13 protein-coding genes are annotated in these 18635 nt (G+C 49.6%); 10 read left to right on the forward strand and 3 right to left on the reverse strand.

All coding sequences use genetic code 11. The features are described 5' to 3' along the window. Positions 1 to 11: 11 nt before the first annotated feature. The 3 genes from IEV98_RS24575 to IEV98_RS08345 form a co-directional block, all read right to left on the reverse strand. Positions 12 to 134, reverse strand: coding sequence for a hypothetical protein (locus IEV98_RS24575; RefSeq protein WP_262892474.1), 123 nt, complete (start codon positions 132 to 134; stop codon positions 12 to 14). A 285-nt stretch (positions 135 to 419) separates the two neighbouring features. After that, on the reverse strand, positions 420 to 830 hold the full coding sequence (locus IEV98_RS08340) for a putative toxin-antitoxin system toxin component, PIN family (RefSeq protein ID WP_188505403.1): 411 nt from the start codon (positions 828 to 830) through the stop codon (positions 420 to 422). Positions 831 to 832: 2 nt separating this feature from the next. After that, positions 833 to 1045: a DUF8507 family protein gene (locus IEV98_RS08345; RefSeq protein WP_188505404.1), complete on the reverse strand. Its 213-nt coding sequence runs from the start codon at positions 1043 to 1045 to the stop codon at positions 833 to 835. 325 nt (positions 1046 to 1370) lie between these two features. Here IEV98_RS08345 and IEV98_RS08350 point away from each other — a divergent pair, with 325 nt between their 5' ends. From IEV98_RS08350 to IEV98_RS08395, 10 genes are all read left to right on the forward strand, one after another. Beyond that, on the forward strand, positions 1371 to 2756 hold the full coding sequence (locus IEV98_RS08350) for a sulfatase family protein (protein WP_188505405.1): 1386 nt from the start codon (positions 1371 to 1373) through the stop codon (positions 2754 to 2756). 212 nt (positions 2757 to 2968) lie between these two features. Continuing rightward, positions 2969 to 6097, forward strand: a complete 3129-nt coding sequence (locus IEV98_RS08355; RefSeq protein ID WP_188505406.1) for a SusC/RagA family TonB-linked outer membrane protein — start codon at positions 2969 to 2971, stop codon at positions 6095 to 6097. 5 nt (positions 6098 to 6102) lie between these two features. Then, the gene (locus tag IEV98_RS08360) at positions 6103 to 7968 is read left to right on the forward strand and encodes a RagB/SusD family nutrient uptake outer membrane protein (protein WP_188505407.1); all 1866 of its coding nucleotides are present in this window, start codon (positions 6103 to 6105) and stop codon (positions 7966 to 7968) included. Positions 7969 to 7980: 12 nt separating this feature from the next. Then, complete coding sequence (locus IEV98_RS08365) at positions 7981 to 8658, forward strand: DUF3823 domain-containing protein (protein ID WP_188505408.1); 678 nt, start codon at positions 7981 to 7983, stop codon at positions 8656 to 8658. A gap of 15 nt (positions 8659 to 8673) precedes the next feature. Beyond that, complete coding sequence (locus IEV98_RS08370; protein ID WP_188505409.1) at positions 8674 to 11856, forward strand: ligand-binding sensor domain-containing protein; 3183 nt, start codon at positions 8674 to 8676, stop codon at positions 11854 to 11856. Next, complete coding sequence (locus IEV98_RS08375) at positions 11831 to 12604, forward strand: response regulator (protein ID WP_188506169.1); 774 nt, start codon at positions 11831 to 11833, stop codon at positions 12602 to 12604. Before IEV98_RS08370 ends, IEV98_RS08375 begins: the two co-directional genes overlap by 26 nt. 47 nt (positions 12605 to 12651) lie before the next feature. Beyond that, a complete protein-coding gene (locus tag IEV98_RS08380) occupies positions 12652 to 14886 on the forward strand; it encodes a glycoside hydrolase family 2 protein (protein WP_188505410.1) in 2235 nt (744 codons plus the stop codon). 12 nt (positions 14887 to 14898) lie between these two features. Further along, positions 14899 to 16335, forward strand: coding sequence for a sulfatase family protein (locus tag IEV98_RS08385; RefSeq protein ID WP_188505411.1), 1437 nt, complete (start codon positions 14899 to 14901; stop codon positions 16333 to 16335). Positions 16336 to 16338: 3 nt separating this feature from the next. Next, positions 16339 to 17772, forward strand: coding sequence for an arylsulfatase B (locus IEV98_RS08390; RefSeq protein WP_229738628.1), 1434 nt, complete (start codon positions 16339 to 16341; stop codon positions 17770 to 17772). Positions 17773 to 18016: 244 nt separating this feature from the next. Next, positions 18017 to 18595: an RNA polymerase sigma factor gene (locus IEV98_RS08395; protein WP_188505412.1), complete on the forward strand. Its 579-nt coding sequence runs from the start codon at positions 18017 to 18019 to the stop codon at positions 18593 to 18595. Positions 18596 to 18635: the final 40 nt, after the last annotated feature.

Raw genomic sequence — 18635 nt, forward strand, 5'->3', positions numbered from 1 at the left:
TTGCAGCACCCTTACAGCAAGGCGACCGCAGCCAGACAGCCAGCTGACTCCTCCGTGATGCGACTCCTTTTGGCAGTAAGTGCCGTGCCGCCACTTGCTTTTCTCCGTACTTTCTTCCCACTTTCTCCTGCCATCCGCTATGAATCGACTAACGCCTAGCTAACCCGTCGCTATAAAATCGTTAGCCACCGCACGGATAGAGGTTACCTAGGGGATAGCGGATGGCAGAACAAGGTCAGGAGAAAGTCGGGCAATAGTGTGGTTATTGTACCCATGCGAAGGCCCCAGTCCGTAGTGGGCTGTGCCTCTTCCTTTTCAGTTCACGTTGTATGGTGGCGTGCCTGAGGTACTTTTGCCAGCAATGATGATTGGCGAATAGTTCGGGATTTAGGTTGTCTATTTCTCTGCCCACTCAGCGGTTAGAGCCTTCTTACGAAATCTTCTAAAGTAATCGTATTGATTGCCGGGAAACCAATAGACTTCAAAATTTTGAAATGTTTATCATTCGTAACCAAGTAATGGGCGTTGCAGGCAAAAGCACAATCCGAAAATTTGTTATCATCTACATCTTGCGTGATTAGCTGCAATTGGTAATGGATGTCAGTTTTCTTTACATTCGGCAATAACGTAAAAGCACCAAGCAAGAGTTCGGCAGTTTCCTTTGAGAAGATGTCTGTTATCTTTTCTTCGTACTCTAGCAGGATGTCGTTGGTAAGCCACAGTTCAAACGTGCCGTCGTACAATTTGTCAATCATTATTGCATATTCCGACCTTCGGGAAATTGATCGAAGTAGTGCATTGGTGTCAAGGACGACTTTCAGCAGTGACATCGCTAATCGTTGTCGAGCTTTTGTTTCAAAGATTCGTCGGAGTAGCCTTTTGCATCCCAAATGGCATCTGCGTTATCTCTTGCTTGATCCAATAGGAACTTCGCCATAACCTTTTTTAATTCCAACAATTGGCTATCCGGTATGCCCGTCGAGAAGAGTTTCAGCAATTCCGCTTGCACGTTGCTGAGCGGTGGTTGTACAGTTATATTTGCCAAGTTAATATCTCCTTTCTATTTCCCTATAATCTCTCCTCATGTTTAATCCGTTGCCATGCTTTAGACAGGAGAAAACTGAGGTTACCTACAAAAATACGAAAAGTATTGGAGTTTAAAAGGTACCTGCGTATCCATTGAGGAAACCGAAAGTCTTTCAAAGAAATATGACAGATTGAACCTGTGCTGATAAAACATGATTTGCCATTTTGCTGTTGTTGATATTACAAAAAGGGGTATAATTTGACTACAAAGAGATAACATATCGTGGTTTTAAGGGGGCGTTACGGAGTATTTTTGTGATGCGACAATTATTAACCATCAATACATGAAAGCCATTATCAAAAGTATAATCATCGTTGGATTATTATTACAATCCCTCACTTCACAGAGCCAGGAGCAACCCAACATCATTGTGATCCTGACCGACGACATGGGGTTCAGTGATATCGGTGCATTCGGAGGGAATTTCGTGCCGACTCCGCAGCTAGACCGATTCGCGGAAGAAGGTACTCGGTTTACCCAGTATTACAGCGCGTCCCCGATTTGCAGCCCTTCGCGCACGAGCATCCTAACCGGTATGTTTCCGGCCGAATGGAATTTTACCACGTTTCTTAACAATAGGCGAAGCAACGAGTTGGCTGAACAGGCCAACTACCTCAATGTCCATGCACCGTCTATCGCCAAGGTGCTGAAAAGTGCAGGCTATGCAACGGGTCATTTCGGGAAGTGGCATATGGGTGGCGGCCGCGATATCAAAAATGCACCGAAGTTTGAAAAATATGGGTTTGATGAGCATGCCAGCACGTATGAAAGCCCGGAGCCGGATCCGGTATTGACGGCTACAGACTGGATATGGTCTGACGTGGACAGCGTAAAACGTTGGGATAGAACTGCCTATTTTGTGGATAAGACATTGGGTTTTTTGCGACGGCATCGGGGTACACCCTGTTTTGTGAACCTGTGGCCCGATGACATGCATGATCCGTGGGTGCCCGAGGAAAACCGGCGGCAATCAGGCCAGTTTCCGATGAACCCCAAGGAAGAGGATGCATTCAAACTGGTGCTGGCCGAATTTGACAAACAGCTAGGCAGACTTTTCGAGGGACTGCGTGAGTTGGGTATTGCCGAAAATACGATCGTGATTTTTACGAGCGACAACGGCGCACTGCCGAGCTTCAAAGGCAGTCGTAATGGTGGGCTTCGTGGTACGAAGCTTTCGTTATACGAGGGCGGTATCCGCATGCCGTTCATTGTCAGATGGCCCGGCCATGTGCCTGCTGGCGCAACGGATAGTCTTTCGGTACTGAACTCGACTGATCTCTTCCCAACGCTGACCAGCATTGCTTCGGCTAAGTTGCCCGCGAACTATAAAGGGGATGGTGAAGATCGGTCGGCGGTATGGCTGGGAACACCCGCTTCGCGGACCAAGGATATGTATTGGGAATATGGCAGGAACGACCATGCGTTTAACTATCCGAAGGGGAGAGATCGAAGCCCTAATCTAGCCATCCGATCGGGAAAGTGGAAGCTGATCATGGATTACCATAAGAACAATCCCGAATTGTATGACATGGAACAGGATCGCTATGAGACGACCAATTTGGCCGATGCACACCCCGATATTGTCAAAGCATTGCGTACGAAATTAATCACTTGGCGTACGTATTTGCCGGAGCTGACCACAGGGCGCGCGAATCCGCCGGTTGAGTGATACGTTGATACATTATCCCGTAAACTGGTTTTCGCCTGCTGCTTGCCATTGGTAACCCGATGGCAAGTCTTTTTTTGTCTACATCGTTGGTTTCGTATAGGTTATCGATGGAATCGCCCCCTGGATTTGAGACAAAATCGATAGTTATTGAATAAAATCAAGTAAAAACACGTCGTTATTTTGCAGCTGGAATAAACCAATTATTAACGACTATGCAGAAACTTTTAATTACGTGTCCGCTATTGATCATCATGTCGTTCTGCGGTATGGCATACGGGAGTCTCCCAGTATCGCTAGACATTTACAAGAGCGAGTTGAACCAAGACAGTTTGGTCTCGGGTATTGTTTCCTCGGTGACCGGGGAGCCTATTGGGGGCGTAACGATTTCGGTCAATGACCGGGTGCAAACAGTTTCTACCAATCCCGAAGGAAAGTATTCCATCCGTGCAAAAGGAACGGATGTACTCCGCTTCTCTTCGGTAGGCTATGAAACGTTGGAAATAACGGTTGACAACCGCACGGTGGTGGATGCGCAGCTTCATGCGGTGTCGCATTCGCTGGAAGAAGTTGTCGTTGTCGGTTACGGTGAGCAACGTCGCGCGAACCTGACCAACGCGATATCGACCGTCGGCTCAGAAGAACTTACCCAAAGTCCGGTGCCCACGGTTTCCCAGGCGCTGATCGGCAAAGTGGCGGGCGTGACTTCGCGGGCGCCAGACGGAAGGCCTGGCGCGGAGGCTCGGATGCAGATCCGGAATATGGGTACACCGTTGTATGTGATTGATGGGGTCCCTTCCGGCGCTCAGCAATTCAACAACCTGAATGGAGAAGACATCGAGAGCTTGTCTATACTGAAGGATGCATCGGCGGCTGTATACGGCCTGCGGGCGTCCAACGGTGTGGTGTTGGTTACCACGAAAAAGGGCGGGTTGAACCGGGAAAATCGAATCAATGTCAATGCATATCATGGGTGGCAGAGCCTATTCCGTTTCCCGACCCCCGCTAGTGCGGCCGATTATGTACGGGCTAATGCGGAAGCTGATATGAATGAGTTTGGTGAGTCGACCTGGACGCGCGAAGAGGTTGAAAAATGGCAGCGCGGAGAACCAGGATACGAAGGGTTTGACTGGTCGACCTACCTGAAAAGTAACGCACCACAGTCTTACGTCAACCTGAATACTTCGGGCGGTGGCGAACGGACAAGTTACCACGTATCCGTAAGCCGTCTTAACCAGGATGCCGTTTTTGATGGATATAATTTTAACCGGACGAATCTGCAGACCAATGTCGAGACCCGAATCGGCAAGCGGCTTAAAGCAGGCGTCCGCATCAACGGAAAGGTGGAAGCGAGAGATTTGCTGGGGCTTCCGGGCGCAGATGATTATTTCCAATCACTGCTGGGCCAATTCCGGAACAGGCCAACCGAGCAACCGTATGCCAACGGAAACCCGGAATATCCGGCAACAAATAACAATTTTGCGAGCAATTACGCAACGTTTCCGTACTCTGGTTACACCAAAACGGAACGCCGCACGTTGCAGACGAGTTTTGATGTTGAATACAAGTTTCCGATAGAAGGGTTGACCGCTACGGGTATGTATGCGTTTTTCTATAACAACCTTTTCGAAAATATATTTGAAAAAACCTTCGATACCTATGCGTATAACGCACAGACCGACCAATACGTGGTTACCGGAGGGCAACAGAATCCTTTCCGGTCAAGGAGCAACGGATACATCACGGACAACGTATACCGCGTACAGCTGAACTATAAGCGTACGTTCGGAAAACACGATGTCAGTGCCTTCGGCGCAATGGAGGCTCAGGAGCGGTTGGATAACTTGTTTTTTATCCGTTCGCAACCCGCTACAAATTATATCGATCTGATCAATAGTTTCAATGAACTGCAGGCGGTGGATGACCGCGTGATCGAAGAAGCACGTGCAGGGTTTATTTTCCGGGCAAACTATGGTTTTGACAACAAATACCTATTGGAGCTCGGAGGACGTTATGATGGTTCGTGGCGGTTTCCGAAAGGAGATAGATGGGGCTTTTTCCCATTTGTGAGTGGCGGTTGGCGGATCTCTGAAGAGAAATTCATGCAAAACAGCGGGGTAGCCCAGGTGCTGACCGACTTGAAGATACGGGCTTCTTACGGGCAGACAGGAAGTGAAGATAACGGCGTTGGGCCGTTCGCTTACCTGCCCGGATATAACTGGAATTCCGGTACCGCGTTTCTGGATAATCAGCTGATCACTGGAATTGTTTCGCGTGGCCTTCCCGTAACGACACTGACGTGGGTGAAAAGCGAGATAATGAATGTAGGCCTGGATTTCTCGCTGTTAGGGAACAAATGGAACGGTAGCTTTGAAGTATTCAGGCGCAACCTGACGGGAATCCCGGCCTCCCGCTACGATTTGTTGTTGCCCGCAGAAGTCGGTTTTGGCCTCCCGGCCGAAAATTTGAATGCAAACAAAATGCTCGGCATGGAGACTGCCTTGAATTATTCCAATAATGCAGGAAACGTATCTTACAGCATCGGTGCCAATGCGACGCTGGCCAGGTTGAAGAATTGGTATTCCTATAGACCACGGTTCGGCAATTCTTGGGATGAATACCGGAATTCGTCTGAAAACCGCTGGGCACGGATAAATTGGAGCTACGAATACATCGGTCAGTTTCAGTCTGAAGAGGAAATCGCCAATTACCCGGTCAATATTGACGGGCAGAACAACACGACGCTGAATCCGGGTGATTTCATCTATAAGGATCAAAACAATGACGGGGTAATAAACGGCTTGGATGAACGGCCGAATGCTTATAGCGAGGGAAACCTGCCTTACCTCAACTTCGGGTTGAACACGAGTGTGGCGTATAAAGGCTTTGACTTGACACTGAATTTTTCCGGTGCAGCGATGCAAAGCCGCGGGCGGGCCGCTGAAATCAAAACCCCGTTCCAGAATGATGCCAATTCGCCGGATTACCTGTTCAATGACCGTTGGCACCGCCAAGACATTTTTGACCCAACGAGCCCTTGGGTGCCCGGAACCTACCCTGCGCTCAAAAAATCGAACAACGAAAGCAATATGCGTCCGTCGACGTTTTGGTTCAGGAATACATCCTACCTGCGGCTGCGTGATGTACAGGTGGGGTACAATCTTCCGGCAGCCCTGCTAAAACGTGCTGGCATTACCAAAGTGCGGGTGTATGCAAACGGATTTAATCTATTTTCCATTGACAATGTCCGTGACCTGGGAGTTGACCCCGAAACACAGTCGAATAATGGCTTGGACTACCCGTCGGTGCGCGTGTATAACGTGGGTGTAAATTTAACCTTTTAATGACGATGTATATCTATAAAAATATAGCGAAGAGCATTGGTGTTGCTGCTTTGGTAATGCAGCTCACCAGTTGTGAAAAATGGCTGGACCGAAACCCAACCGAAATCTTGTTGGAGGAACAGGTCTGGAACGACCCCGAAATGGCACGCTCCGTGTTGGCCAACTTATACAACCGGCTGCAGCCTACGGGCGGTTTGGAGGGCGGGCTGTTATCACCTACCGATGTGGATGAAGGGATGTGGTCGGGCGGTCTCGGTGGAAACAATGGGCGAAACACACGCGTAAACTATGGGTATGACGTTAAGCAGCTATGGGATTACGGCTTGATCCGAGATATTAACTTGTTTCTTGAAAACATTGAGGCATCAACGGTGATGGATGCTGAAGATAAGCAGCAGCTGCTGGCCGAAGGACGGTTTATACGGGCGTATGTTTATTTTCTTCACGTTCGTGGCATGGGCGGTGTTCCGTTGATTTTGCGTACCTATCAATATGATGGGCCGGAAGGCGTCCCAGCCATGCGCGAACCCCGTGCTACGGAGGCTGGCTTGTATGATTTTATTTCGACGGAGCTGGATCAAATCAAAGACCAGTTGCCGCAGACCGCAGGCAGTAAAACCCGAGCCAACAAATGGACCGTATTGGCATTGAAATCACAAGCCATGCTCTACGCCGCCTCTATTGCAAAATACAATAACCTAATGACCGATCCCATCCGCACAACTAACGGTGAAGTGGGGATACTCGCGGACCGCGCGGCAGGCTACTATGAGCAGTCATTGGCCGCCTCTCAAGAGATTCTGAACGATGGTCCGTTTGCGCTTTACGAGGAAAATCCGGATCGCGCGCAGAATTTTTACGAGCTGTTCACTACCAAGAACAATAATCCGGAGGTCATCTGGGCGTTTGATTACACACTCGACGGCAAATACCATAGTTTCACCTTCGAGAACATTCCACGTTCGCTGCGGGAGAGCGCTGGCGGTGCGGCAGGGGTTACCCCTTCGCTCAACATTGTTGAGGCGTTTGACTACCTGGATGGTCGTCCTGGGGCACTGGTCACCCGCACACCCGACAATTCGGACTATATTTATTACGATAGTCCGGAAGCGGTTTTTGAAGGTAAGGACGCGCGGATGGCGGGTACTGTAATCACCCCCGGATCTACTTTCCGCGGACAACGCATCAATATTCAAGCAGGGGTAATGGAATGGGATGAAGCATCCGGTAGGTACATCGTGCATACCCATGCGGATCTAGGCCGCGAATTCGAGGACGGCGGACTGATGGTGGGGCACGATGGCCCCCTGCCCAATGCTGCGAACGTCACCAATTCGGGCTTTTACCTCCGGAAATATGTCGACGCAAGAGTCGGCTCGGCACAACAGGGGCAGGGAAGCGATGTGTGGTGGATCCGGTTCAGGCTCGGTGGGATTTACCTTAACGCTGCCGAAGCCGCTTTTGAGCTTGGAGACGAGCCACAAGCGCTCGCCTACATGAACCGCCTGCGGGAGCGGGCAGGGTTTGCAGCGAACAGCCTGACCGCATTGACCATCGAGAAAATAAGGGGAGAATTCCGCGTAGAGCTTGCCTTTGAAGAACAACGTTGGTGGGACTTGAAGCGTTGGCGTATTGCGCATGAGGTATTTAACGGTAATCGCCAATCGGCGAATACCCTGGTTCATGCCCTATGGCCCTACCGCGTGGTCCGGCCCGGTGACCCGGATAAACACAATAAATACGTTTTTGAGAAGCGTGTGGCTCCACGGTTTACACAGCCCCGTTTTTTCCGGTTGGGGAATTATTATTCAACCATACCCCAAAATGCGTTGAACGGGAATCCATTGCTTGTTAGAAATCCATTTCATTAAACCATTACTACGATGAATCGAAAAAATTTATATCGCTTATTGATCTTTCCTGTTGTTTTGCTTGCTGGCTGCGAGTTGGATAACTACGATCCGCCTGCTTCGCCTTTGAACGGCAGGTTGGTTCACAACGATCAACCCATCGAGATCCGTCAGGGTATGAATGTATTGCAGCTTTTCCAGAACAGCTACGAAAATAACACCCCTATCGCGATACAGGTAAGACAAGACGGGAGTTTTTCGTCCATGCTGTTTGACGGTAGCTATCAATTGGTGCGGATCGGTGGCAATGGTCCGTGGAATCATATTCCGGATACGATTATGGTAGCGGTGAACGGCGCAACAACGGTCGACATACCCGTTACCCCTTATTTTTCCATTTCGGGTGCAGCGTTTTCTGTAGACAACGGGGTGTTGACGGCAAGTTGCTCGGTTACCAGGAATGTTGCCGAGCGCCAGCTGGAGGCTGTGGTATTGCTGGTAGGAAAGCGGGCGCTGCTAGACCACATGTACCGCATCACCGAAAGTAGGAAGCCCAGTGGGCAGGTCAACCTGGATGAACCAGTGGTACTGACCCAATCGCTTGATGCCGACCTGCTCGCATCAGAGCCTTACCTTTTTGCACGTATCGGCGTCAAAACGGTCGGCCATCCGGAATATATTTATTCCCCGGTGTGGCAAGTCGTTCGGTAAAACGTATATTTGGGTATGCCTCGGTATGTGTCAACGGTTTTTTTGCTGGTATTTTCTTCCTTCGCCCTTAGGGGACAACCGCATTACTTCAAGCATTTCCAGGTTGATCAAGGACTGTCACACAATTCGGTAACGTGCATCATCCAAGACCGTCTTGGGTTTATTTGGGTTGGCACGAAAGGTGGGTTGGACCGATTTGATGGGCATGAATTTGAAGATATTGCACTTGATCCGGGAACGGCGGGTGCGAATCATATAACGTCCTTGTATGAGGACCGTCACGGAAAGATTTGGATAGGCACCATTTCAGGATTATTCCGTTTCGATCCCCGAAGTGGGCGATGCGAACGGGTACCGCAATCTCCCGCTTTACGCGTCGCCGATATCCGTGAAGACACCGCGAATCAGGTATGGTTTATCGCTGGTGGGCGCTTATACAAATATAACGGGGAGACCTCCCGTATCACTGCACTGAACGTGCAGGCTTCGGCCATTGAAATTGATAGCGAAGGCGGGGTATGGATAGGGGGGCGGCAGGGAGCAGTCAAAAATGTCAATGCCGAAACCAATCGAACAACCCCTATCGAGCAGCCACGCCACCAATCCATCAACCGTGGATTGATCACGTGTATGACTGCAGTGAATCAGTTCCTCCTTGTCGGTACAACGAAGGGCCTCTGGCGGCTCGACCGGCGTACGGCGCAGTGGAAGACGTTATTGACGAAAAACAGCCAGGGAGCAGATGTCTTTGTGCGGGATATCGAGGCTATCAAGAACGAAGGGAAATACTACATCGCTACGGAGTCGGGGCTGTTTGTTTACGATTACGGTAAGGATCGGTTTGAATCGGTTGAGAAAGTGATAGGAGACCCCTATTCGCTCAATGATAATGCGGTGTATACGGTTTGCGTGGATAACCGGAACGGTGTGTGGCTGGGTACTTTTTTTGGGGGCGTTAATTTCTACTCACGAGAGAACGGTAGTTTTGAAAAGTATAGTCCACTACCGGCAAATGCATCTATTTCCGGCAACGCGGTCCGTGAAATCTGTGGAGACGACGAAGGCAATGTATGGATTGGTACAGAAGATGCAGGCATAACCAAATTCAATCCGAAGACCGGTTTTTTCGAACACTTGGTTTTCGGAGATCCGCGTACTGGGATTTCCTATCCAAACATCCATGGCTTGCTGGTTGATGGTGGGCGGCTCTATGCCGGTCCTTTCGTGCATGGCCTTGAAGTGATGGACTTGGCTAGTGGCAAAGTCGTAGAGCGATACGCAGATATCCGCACGCGAGACAGCCTATTTGCAAGTAATTTTGTAATGTCTATTTACAAAACCACTTCCGGTCGCATCTTGGTGGGTACGACCGGTGCCGGCTTGCATTGGTATGACTCGGTTTCCAAAACGTTGACCCAAGTACAGGAAATACCCCAAAAATCCTATGTGTATGCGGTTTTTGAGGATCATGCCGGAACGATATGGACCGGAAGCCTCTCCTCCGGCGTCTTCTATTTTAATCCTAAGACAGGCGAACATGGAAATGTCAATTTCAGCCTCGATAGTGCGGACCGCAGGTTCTATACAATTCAAGGTATCCACGAAGATCGTAACCGTACCCTTTGGTTTACGTCCGAGGGCGGTGGATTGATCCGGTTGGATAGTAGCCGAACCGGTTTTCGCCGATACACCAAAGCGGAAGGACTGCCCACCGAATACACTTACCGGATGTTGGAAGACCGTAGTGGTCGTCTCTGGATTAGCAGCCTGAAGGGGCTGATCTGTTTTAACCCCGAGACGGAAGATATTAACGTGTATACGCAAGCCAACGGACTGATTACCGATCAGTTTAACTATAGTTCTGCCTATAAGACCGCCGATGGGAAAATGTACTTCGGTACGGTAAAAGGGATGGTCGCCTTTATCCCCGAAAACTTGGTGAAAAACACGCAGCCCCCGCCACTATACATAACGGGGTTGCAGGTGGGCGATACAAAGATAAGACCCAAGGATAGTCTGGCGATATTGGGCACGTCTGCCTTAGTTACCGATTCCGTTACGTTAGACTATAAGCACTCCAGTTTTGAGATTGCATTTGCCGCGCTCGACTTCGCTGCTCCGTCTGCCATCCGTTATCGGTACCGAATGGAGGGGTTCGAGGATAAATGGACGTATTTGTCATCCAACAGAAAAGCATATTATACCGGTCTGCCTGCTGGAACCTATCGGTTTGTTGTAACGGCTGAAAGCAACGTGGGTTATTGGAAGACGGAGCCAAAAAGCTTGGTTGTTACCGTTTTGCCGCCATTATGGAAGAGTTGGCCAGCCTATGTTTGTTATGCCTTGGCAGTATTGCTATTGGTTGCTAGCACGGTATATTACTATCACCGCAACGTGAAAAGGCGGAATGCGAGGCGGCTCAAACTCCGTGAGCTGGAAATGGAGAAGGAGGCATACCGATCAAAGATTGAGTTTTTCACGAATATCGCCCACGAAATCCGGACACCGTTGACCCTGATAAAAGGTCCGGTTGAGTGGGCGTATGACAAAGCCGAAGATGCTGGCGCGGTAAAGCGAAATCTTACGCTGGTGAAAAGCTATACGGATCGGTTGGTAGCGTTGACAACCCAGTTGCTCGACTTCAGGAAAGCGGAGATCAATCAATTCTCGCTCAATTTTGCGCATACGGACATCGGCATGACGACCGCTAACTTGATAGCCGATTTTACGCCCGAAGCGGAGAAGCGGGACATCGTGTTGCGGGCTTTCGGACAGAAAATGCCATTGATGGCAGCTGTCGATCGCGAGGCTTTTGTTAAGATCGTGAGTAATTTGCTGTCCAATGCGATTAAATATGCGGACCAGTATGTGTCCGTCGAATGGGAGGAGGATGCCATCGCGCAGCAGTTTTCGGTGATCGTTGCCAATGACGGCGAAATCATTCCCGAGAAATACCGGGAAAAGATATTTGAACCTTTTTTCAGGATTCCTAGCCGGAAAGAAGTACAGGGGACGGGTATCGGCCTCTCATTGGCGCGTTCACTGGCTGATTTGCATGACGGTACATTGGATGTCATCGTAGACGAAACGGCGTTGAATATCTTTGTCCTGACCTTGCCGACTAATCAACAGGGAGTGTTTAGGTTAAATCCACAGACAAATGAAGTTGGAAATGAAAGAGACGTTGCTCATAATTGATGATCAGGTAGACATACTGAATTTTCTTAACGAAATTTTAGCCGATAGGTATCAGGTGTTAACCGCATTGAACGCCAAAGCCGCGCTGGAGGTGTTGCAAACCCGAGTGGTGCATTTGGTCATCAGTGATGTGATGATGCCGGGGATGGATGGGTTTGCGCTGTGTGACTTGTTGAAGACGACTGTAGATTACTGTCATATCCCGGTGATTTTGCTTACGGCTAAAAATTCATTCCGTTCAAAAATTGAAGGGTTACAGCTTGGCGCAGATGCCTATATCGCAAAGCCGTTTTCGCCGGAACTGTTATTGGTTCAGGTTGATAATCTATTGAAAAACAGGGATAAAATACGCGAGCATGCAAAAAATAAACCATTTGAACACCTTCAGCTAACGGTAAGGTCTAAGTCTGATGAACAGTTTCTAGGGAAGCTTAACGACTACATCCACGAACACATTCGCGACGCCAATCTCAGCATGGACCTGTTGGCCGATTACATGGGCATGAGCCGGCCTACCTTCTATCGGAAGGTAAAAGCGGTGACCAATCTTTCGCCAAAGGAATTGGTGGATCAGGTGCGGATAAAAAAGGCAGCTGAACTCATCGCGGAAAACGATTTGAAGATTTTCCAGGTAGCCAACAAGGTAGGGTACAATTCGCAGGCTGTGTTTGGCCAGAATTTCCAGAAATATTTTAAACGCTCGCCAAGGGAATATATGGCGTTGTTGAAAACGAAACTCGGAAGCTGAAAGAACAAACAAGAAGTAAACGAAAAAAAGAAAACCGAAATATATTTATGAACAGGAAAATGATGCTATTGGCGGTTTCAGCATTGATGATGGAGGGGACTGCAATGGCGCAGGATACCAAGCTGAATCCAGGGAAAATGATGACTGAGTGGGGAGAACAAGTGACGCCGGAAAATGCATGGCGCGCTTATCCGCGCCCACAGTTGAAACGGAGTCAATGGGCATCGCTCAATGGCCTTTGGGACTATGCAATCCTGCCGCGCGATGCATCAAAGCCGAAGAATTTCGACGGCAAGATCCTGGTGCCGTTTGCACCTGAGTCGGCGCTTTCCGGTGTACAGCAAACGGTAAAGCCCGACGAGAGGCTTTGGTATCGGAGAACATTCCGCATAGCGGACGATTGGAAAGGTAAAACCGTATTGCTGCATTTCGATGCCGTAGACTGGGAGGCAGAAATCTGGTTAAACGGGAAGAAACTGGGCGTGCACCGCGGCGGAAGTGACCCGTTTCACTTTGACATCAGTAAATCTCTTAAAAAAGGCGATCAGCACCTGGAAGTGGCGGTATGGGACCCTACCGATACCGGAACGCAACCCAGGGGAAAGCAGGTGTTGGATCCCAAAGGAATATGGTATACACCGGTGACAGGTATTTGGCAATCGGTGTGGCTGGAGCCCGTGGAAAAGACGTACATTGCTACAATTTTGCCTGAACCGGATATCGACAACGGGGTTGTGGTTTTGAAGAACACGGTGGAAGGAATCTCGGGCGGAGAACAGCTGCAGATTAAAGTGCTTGATGATGGGAAAACCGTTGCTGAAGCTACGGCGGTTCCGAACCAACCCGTTTCCATCGCCATGCCGGATGCCCGACTGTGGTCTCCCGCGGACCCACATCGCTATCAATTGGATGTCAGTGTGGTAAAAGGCGGTCGGGTATTGGATCGCGTGGATTCCTATTTTGCCATGCGCAAAATTGCCAAGGGTAAGGATGAGCTGGGCTATGAGCGGATGCTGTTGAACAACCAGCCACTGTTTCAATATGGACCGCTTGATCAGGGATGGTGGCCAGACGGTTTGTTGACTCCTCCTTCGGAAAAGGCGATGTTGTATGATATGGAGGTGCTGAAAAAGATGGGATTCAATATGCTGCGGAAACATATCAAGGTCGAACCCGCCCGTTATTATTACTATGCCGATTCCATCGGACTATTGGTCTGGCAGGATATGGTCAGCGGGTTTGCGACGGCCGAGCGGGATGTGCAGCATGTGAAAGCTACCGCTGAAACTGATTGGGACCGGCCGGCCGAGTCTGCGATGCAGTTTGAGGCCGAATGGAAAGCAATCATGGATCATCTGCGCTTCTTTCCATCCATTGTGGTCTGGGTGCCTTTCAATGAAGGTTGGGGGCAATACGATACGAAGCGCGTGGTGGAATGGACCATGGCTTATGACCCTTCCCGTATCATCAACGGTGTAAGCGGTTGGACAGATCGCAACGTTGGGCACATGAACGATGCGCATCACTATCCCGGTCCGGGTATGGAGCCGGCTTCCCAGAACCCAGGGCGGATCATCACATTGGGGGAATTCGGCGGATTGGGATGGCCGATCGAAGAACACCTGTGGAATCCAGGCATGCGAAACTGGGGTTACCGGACATACTATAGCGAAGGGGAATTAATCAAGGAGTACGCCCGCTTGTTGCATAATCTCCAACCCATGATCGGGCGGGGATTGGCGGCAGCGGTCTATACGCAAACCACCGACGTGGAAGGTGAAGTAAACGGATTGATTACGTACGATCGAAAGCAGATAAAAATAGATCCCGATCTGATGCGGGTGCTGCATGAGCCCCTTTATAGGCGCCCTCAATCATGGCGGGCGTTGGCCGAAGACAGTGAGGTGATGCCTGGAGCGGTCATGGTAACGCGCCAAAAGCTCACGGACACCCAATTACGTGCACCTGAAGCAACGGCTTTTTCCAGGGAACGTGGTCCGGTTCAGTTTAAGAAAGGGCAGGAAGGTGCATTGCTTAGGGAGTTTACCTTGGATGAGCCCTTCGAGCAGTTGCAGCTTCGGCTTCTGGCACATGCCGATGTGCGGATTTTCCTCAATGGCCGCGAAGTGGTATCCAAGTTTGTAAATACCAAACGCCACTACGATGAAATCAATTTGAGCATGTTTAAGGATTTTCTGGTTGAAGGGAACAACACCCTGCTGATGGAAATTAGCGACACGAGAACGATTTCTGATGTGGATTTGGGGCTGTATGCCCACTAATAACCGATTGCGATGAAAAAAAGAATAGCCCTTTTCCTTTGGTTTGCTTGTTTGCTGGAAATTGCTCACGGGCAAGTGCGGGCTTCGCTGCCCAATATGGTCCTATTCATCGGTGATGATTTGGCGGTCCGGGATATCGGGCCGTATGGAAACCACGTCGTCCGTACACCCCATTTGGATAAATTGAGCCGCGAATCCTTGGTATTTGATCAAGCGTTCGCCACTTCACCTACCTGTGGACCTTCCCGCAGCTCGTTATTTACCGCGATGTATCCGATGAGACATGGAGCGCACGGTAATCATTCGGGGGTCCATGAAGGCCTGTCTTCCATGGTGCAGCGGCTTTCCGCGCTGGGTTACCGGGTGGCGATAGCAGGTAAACTCCACGTCGGTCCCCAGGAAGTATTTCCCTTCGAGCGCATCCCAGGAACCAATACACCCGAACGGGGTTACGAAAACAATCCCGGGTTACGTTATGATTTGACGTTGGCTCCCGTCGACACCTGGCTCGGAGCGCAGGAGGCGGGAAAACCGTTTGTATTGATTGTCGCAGACCACAGCCCGCATGTCATTTGGCCAGAAAATCCGATTTATAAGCCCGAAGAGGTGGATATTCCACCCATCCACATTGACACCGACGACACCCGGAAAGCCCGGGCAAGGTACTATACCGACGTGACCAAAATGGACGCTAATTTGGGTAAGCTGATGAACTTGATGGATAAGCATGGGATGACAGGCAATTCCATTTTGATGTTTACCGCAGACCAAGGGCCGCAGTGGGCATTCGGGAAGTGGGGGCTATACGATTATGGGATCCAAGTTCCCTTTATCGTACGGTGGCCCGGAGAGGTCAGTGCGGGAACCCGGACTGACGCACTGGTATCTCAGGTGGATATTTTACCGACGATGGTGGAGATCGCCAACGGTGTCCCTCCGCAGGACATCGATGGCAAAAGTTTTATGGCGGTATTGAAAACCCCCAGTGCCAAACACCGCGACACGATTTTTGCTTCCCATACCGGGGATCGGTTGATGAACCGTTCGCCCATGCGCATGCTGCGCACTGACCAGTACAAATACATTCTGAATCTGGCACCTGAAATACCATACACGACCCATATGGATAGGGCCACGGACCATGACGGGGGGCGGGAATATTGGCCTTCATGGCGCATCGCGTCGTTCCGCAATGCGCATGCCGCCGCGGTGCTATGGCGATACCATAACCGGCCGGCAGAAGAGCTTTACGACATAGATACCGATCCCTGGGAACAGGTGAATCTGGCCGCTGATCCGATGTATGCTGATATGCTGGACCGTTTCCGGACGCAAATGAAAGCGACGAGGGAAGCACAGGGCGATCACGAAACCGGTCCGGAGGATTTAAGTGCACCAAATAAGAACCGGGGTAAAGGGAAAGGACCTGTCGCTCCCTATGTATTCTAAAAAATGATCAGGATGAATGTGTTCGGTAAGTTGGCGGCAGTATGTTGTGCTTTATTTAGCGGGCTTTTGCCTGGCGTTGCGCAACCTATAGAAAAGCCTAATATTGTGGTTATATTGGCCGATGACCTGGGATGGGGTGATGTAGGGTACAACGGCGGCGACATCAAAACACCTTACATTGACCACCTGGCGAAGGAAGGCGTGATACTGAACAACTTTTATACAGCGCCGATTTGCTCGCCGACACGTGCCGGTCTACTAACAGGGAGGTATCCGAATCGGTTTGGCTTACGGGAGACGGTCATTCCGCCTTGGAGTGATTTCGGTGTCGATACGACAGAGGTTTTCTTATCTAATATGCTGGCTGAGGCAGGATATGTGCACCGGGCTGCGTTCGGAAAGTGGCATTTGGGGCATTCAAAGCGCGCATACCTACCCCTACAGCGAGGTTTTACCCATTTTTATGGTCATTATAATGGGGCCATTGACTACTTTACACATAGGCGTGAAGGCGAATTGGATTGGCATCGGGACGAAGAAACATGTTACGACGAGGGATATGCCACGGATTTGATTACCAAAGCGGCAGTCGCCAGTATAAAGCAATACGGCGGTGACGCGTCACCATTCTTTATTTATGTTGCCTATAACGCTCCTCATAGCCCGTTACAAGCCGAAGAAGATGATTTGCTGCAGTACGGGTATGAGAAGGATAAGCCGCTTTATGGGAATGCTGAGCAAGAATTGATCGGAAGAGGGAATACCAAGCGCCAAACCTATTCGGCGATGGTCACTGCGATGGATCGCGGCATTGGAGAAATCTTGTCCGCGCTCGAAGAGGCAGGTATTGCCGAGCATACCTTGGTATTGTTTTTCAGCGACAATGGAGCAGCTCCCGGGTTCGGAGGTTCGAGCGGTGCGTTGCGGGGTACGAAGTTTACCGAGTGGGAAGGAGGCGTAAGGGCACCAGCAATTATCAGATGGCCTGCGGGATTTGCCGGTAAGCGAGTGGTTAATCAGGTAACGGGCTATATCGATGTGGTGCCCACCGTCCGCGATGTGGTGGGGCTGTCGTCACCATTGTCAAAGCCATTGGATGGTGTTAGTATCTGGTCGGTGTTAACGGGTGAACAGGCGACGATATCTCGGGAGTTTTACCTGGGATACGGTACATTGATCGCAGATAACCGCTGGAAATTGGTCAAAGCCGAATCGGGAAACCCACGGATGGATATCAAAGAAGATTTTTTGTTTGACATTCAGCAAGATCCGTATGAAAAAAAGGACTTGAAAACTCAACATCCAGCGATCTATCGTCAAATGTTAAAACAAGTGAACCAAGTTTATGAAACCATACAGTCTCAAGTTTCTGTGCCTTCGTATGACACAGGACGGGAAAATTTCGAGGCGCCGAAAGCGTGGAAGATTTCGGAATAAGCATGGTAGTCATCGGACGCTTATCCCAAATTTGTCATTTCTTAACAAAAAAATGTGCAAATTATGATATAATCTATCTATAAAGGGATAATATATCGCTGCTTTGCCTTTGCTTTCATACTTACTTTTGTAATAAGGGCAATTATTAACCGTTTACATGCTGTTTCTTATCAATTGTGCGGTAGCCGTATTGGATCGTTAGCGATGTTATTCTTCACAGCTGACTTGGGATAATGGATTTGGAATGACTGATTATAGCAAAGACACAGACGATACCTTGTTGAAATTGCTTCGCGACAGCGATCAGCGGGCGTTTAGGGCTTTGTACGAACGACATTGGAATGTGTTATGGAGCTATGCCCGTAATGCTATGGCGGATCCCGACGATGCGGAGGATATTGTACAGGAACTGTTCATGACGTTGTGGGAGAAGCGGGAAGTTCTGGATATCAATATTTCGCTCAAGGCGTATCTGTACCGCGCCACGTTAAACAAAGTGATCGATCGTAGCGATCGTACCAAATATCGGTTTTCGTACCTCGAAGACCTGAAGCGAACCTATGAGCAGGGAAAATATAGCATTGATGAAACATTGTTTGAGAAAGAACTGAGGAGTCGTTTCGAGGCGTGTGTCGGCAAAATGCCACCCAAAATGCGCACAATTTTTACACTTAGCCGAACCCACCTATTGACCCATCAGCAGATCAGCGACTACTTAAACATCTCGCGTGACAATGTCAATCGGCAAATAAAGAATGCCCTGATCCTCTTGAAGAAGAGTTTGCTGTTCGTTACATTAATTTTAAAATATTTTTTACCCTAACCGCGCATCCAACCGTCTTCATAGCATAAACCCATGTTAT

The sequence above is a fragment of the Parapedobacter pyrenivorans genome (assembly GCF_014636865.1).
In the GTDB taxonomy this organism is placed as follows: Bacteria; Bacteroidota; Bacteroidia; order Sphingobacteriales; family Sphingobacteriaceae; genus Parapedobacter; species Parapedobacter pyrenivorans.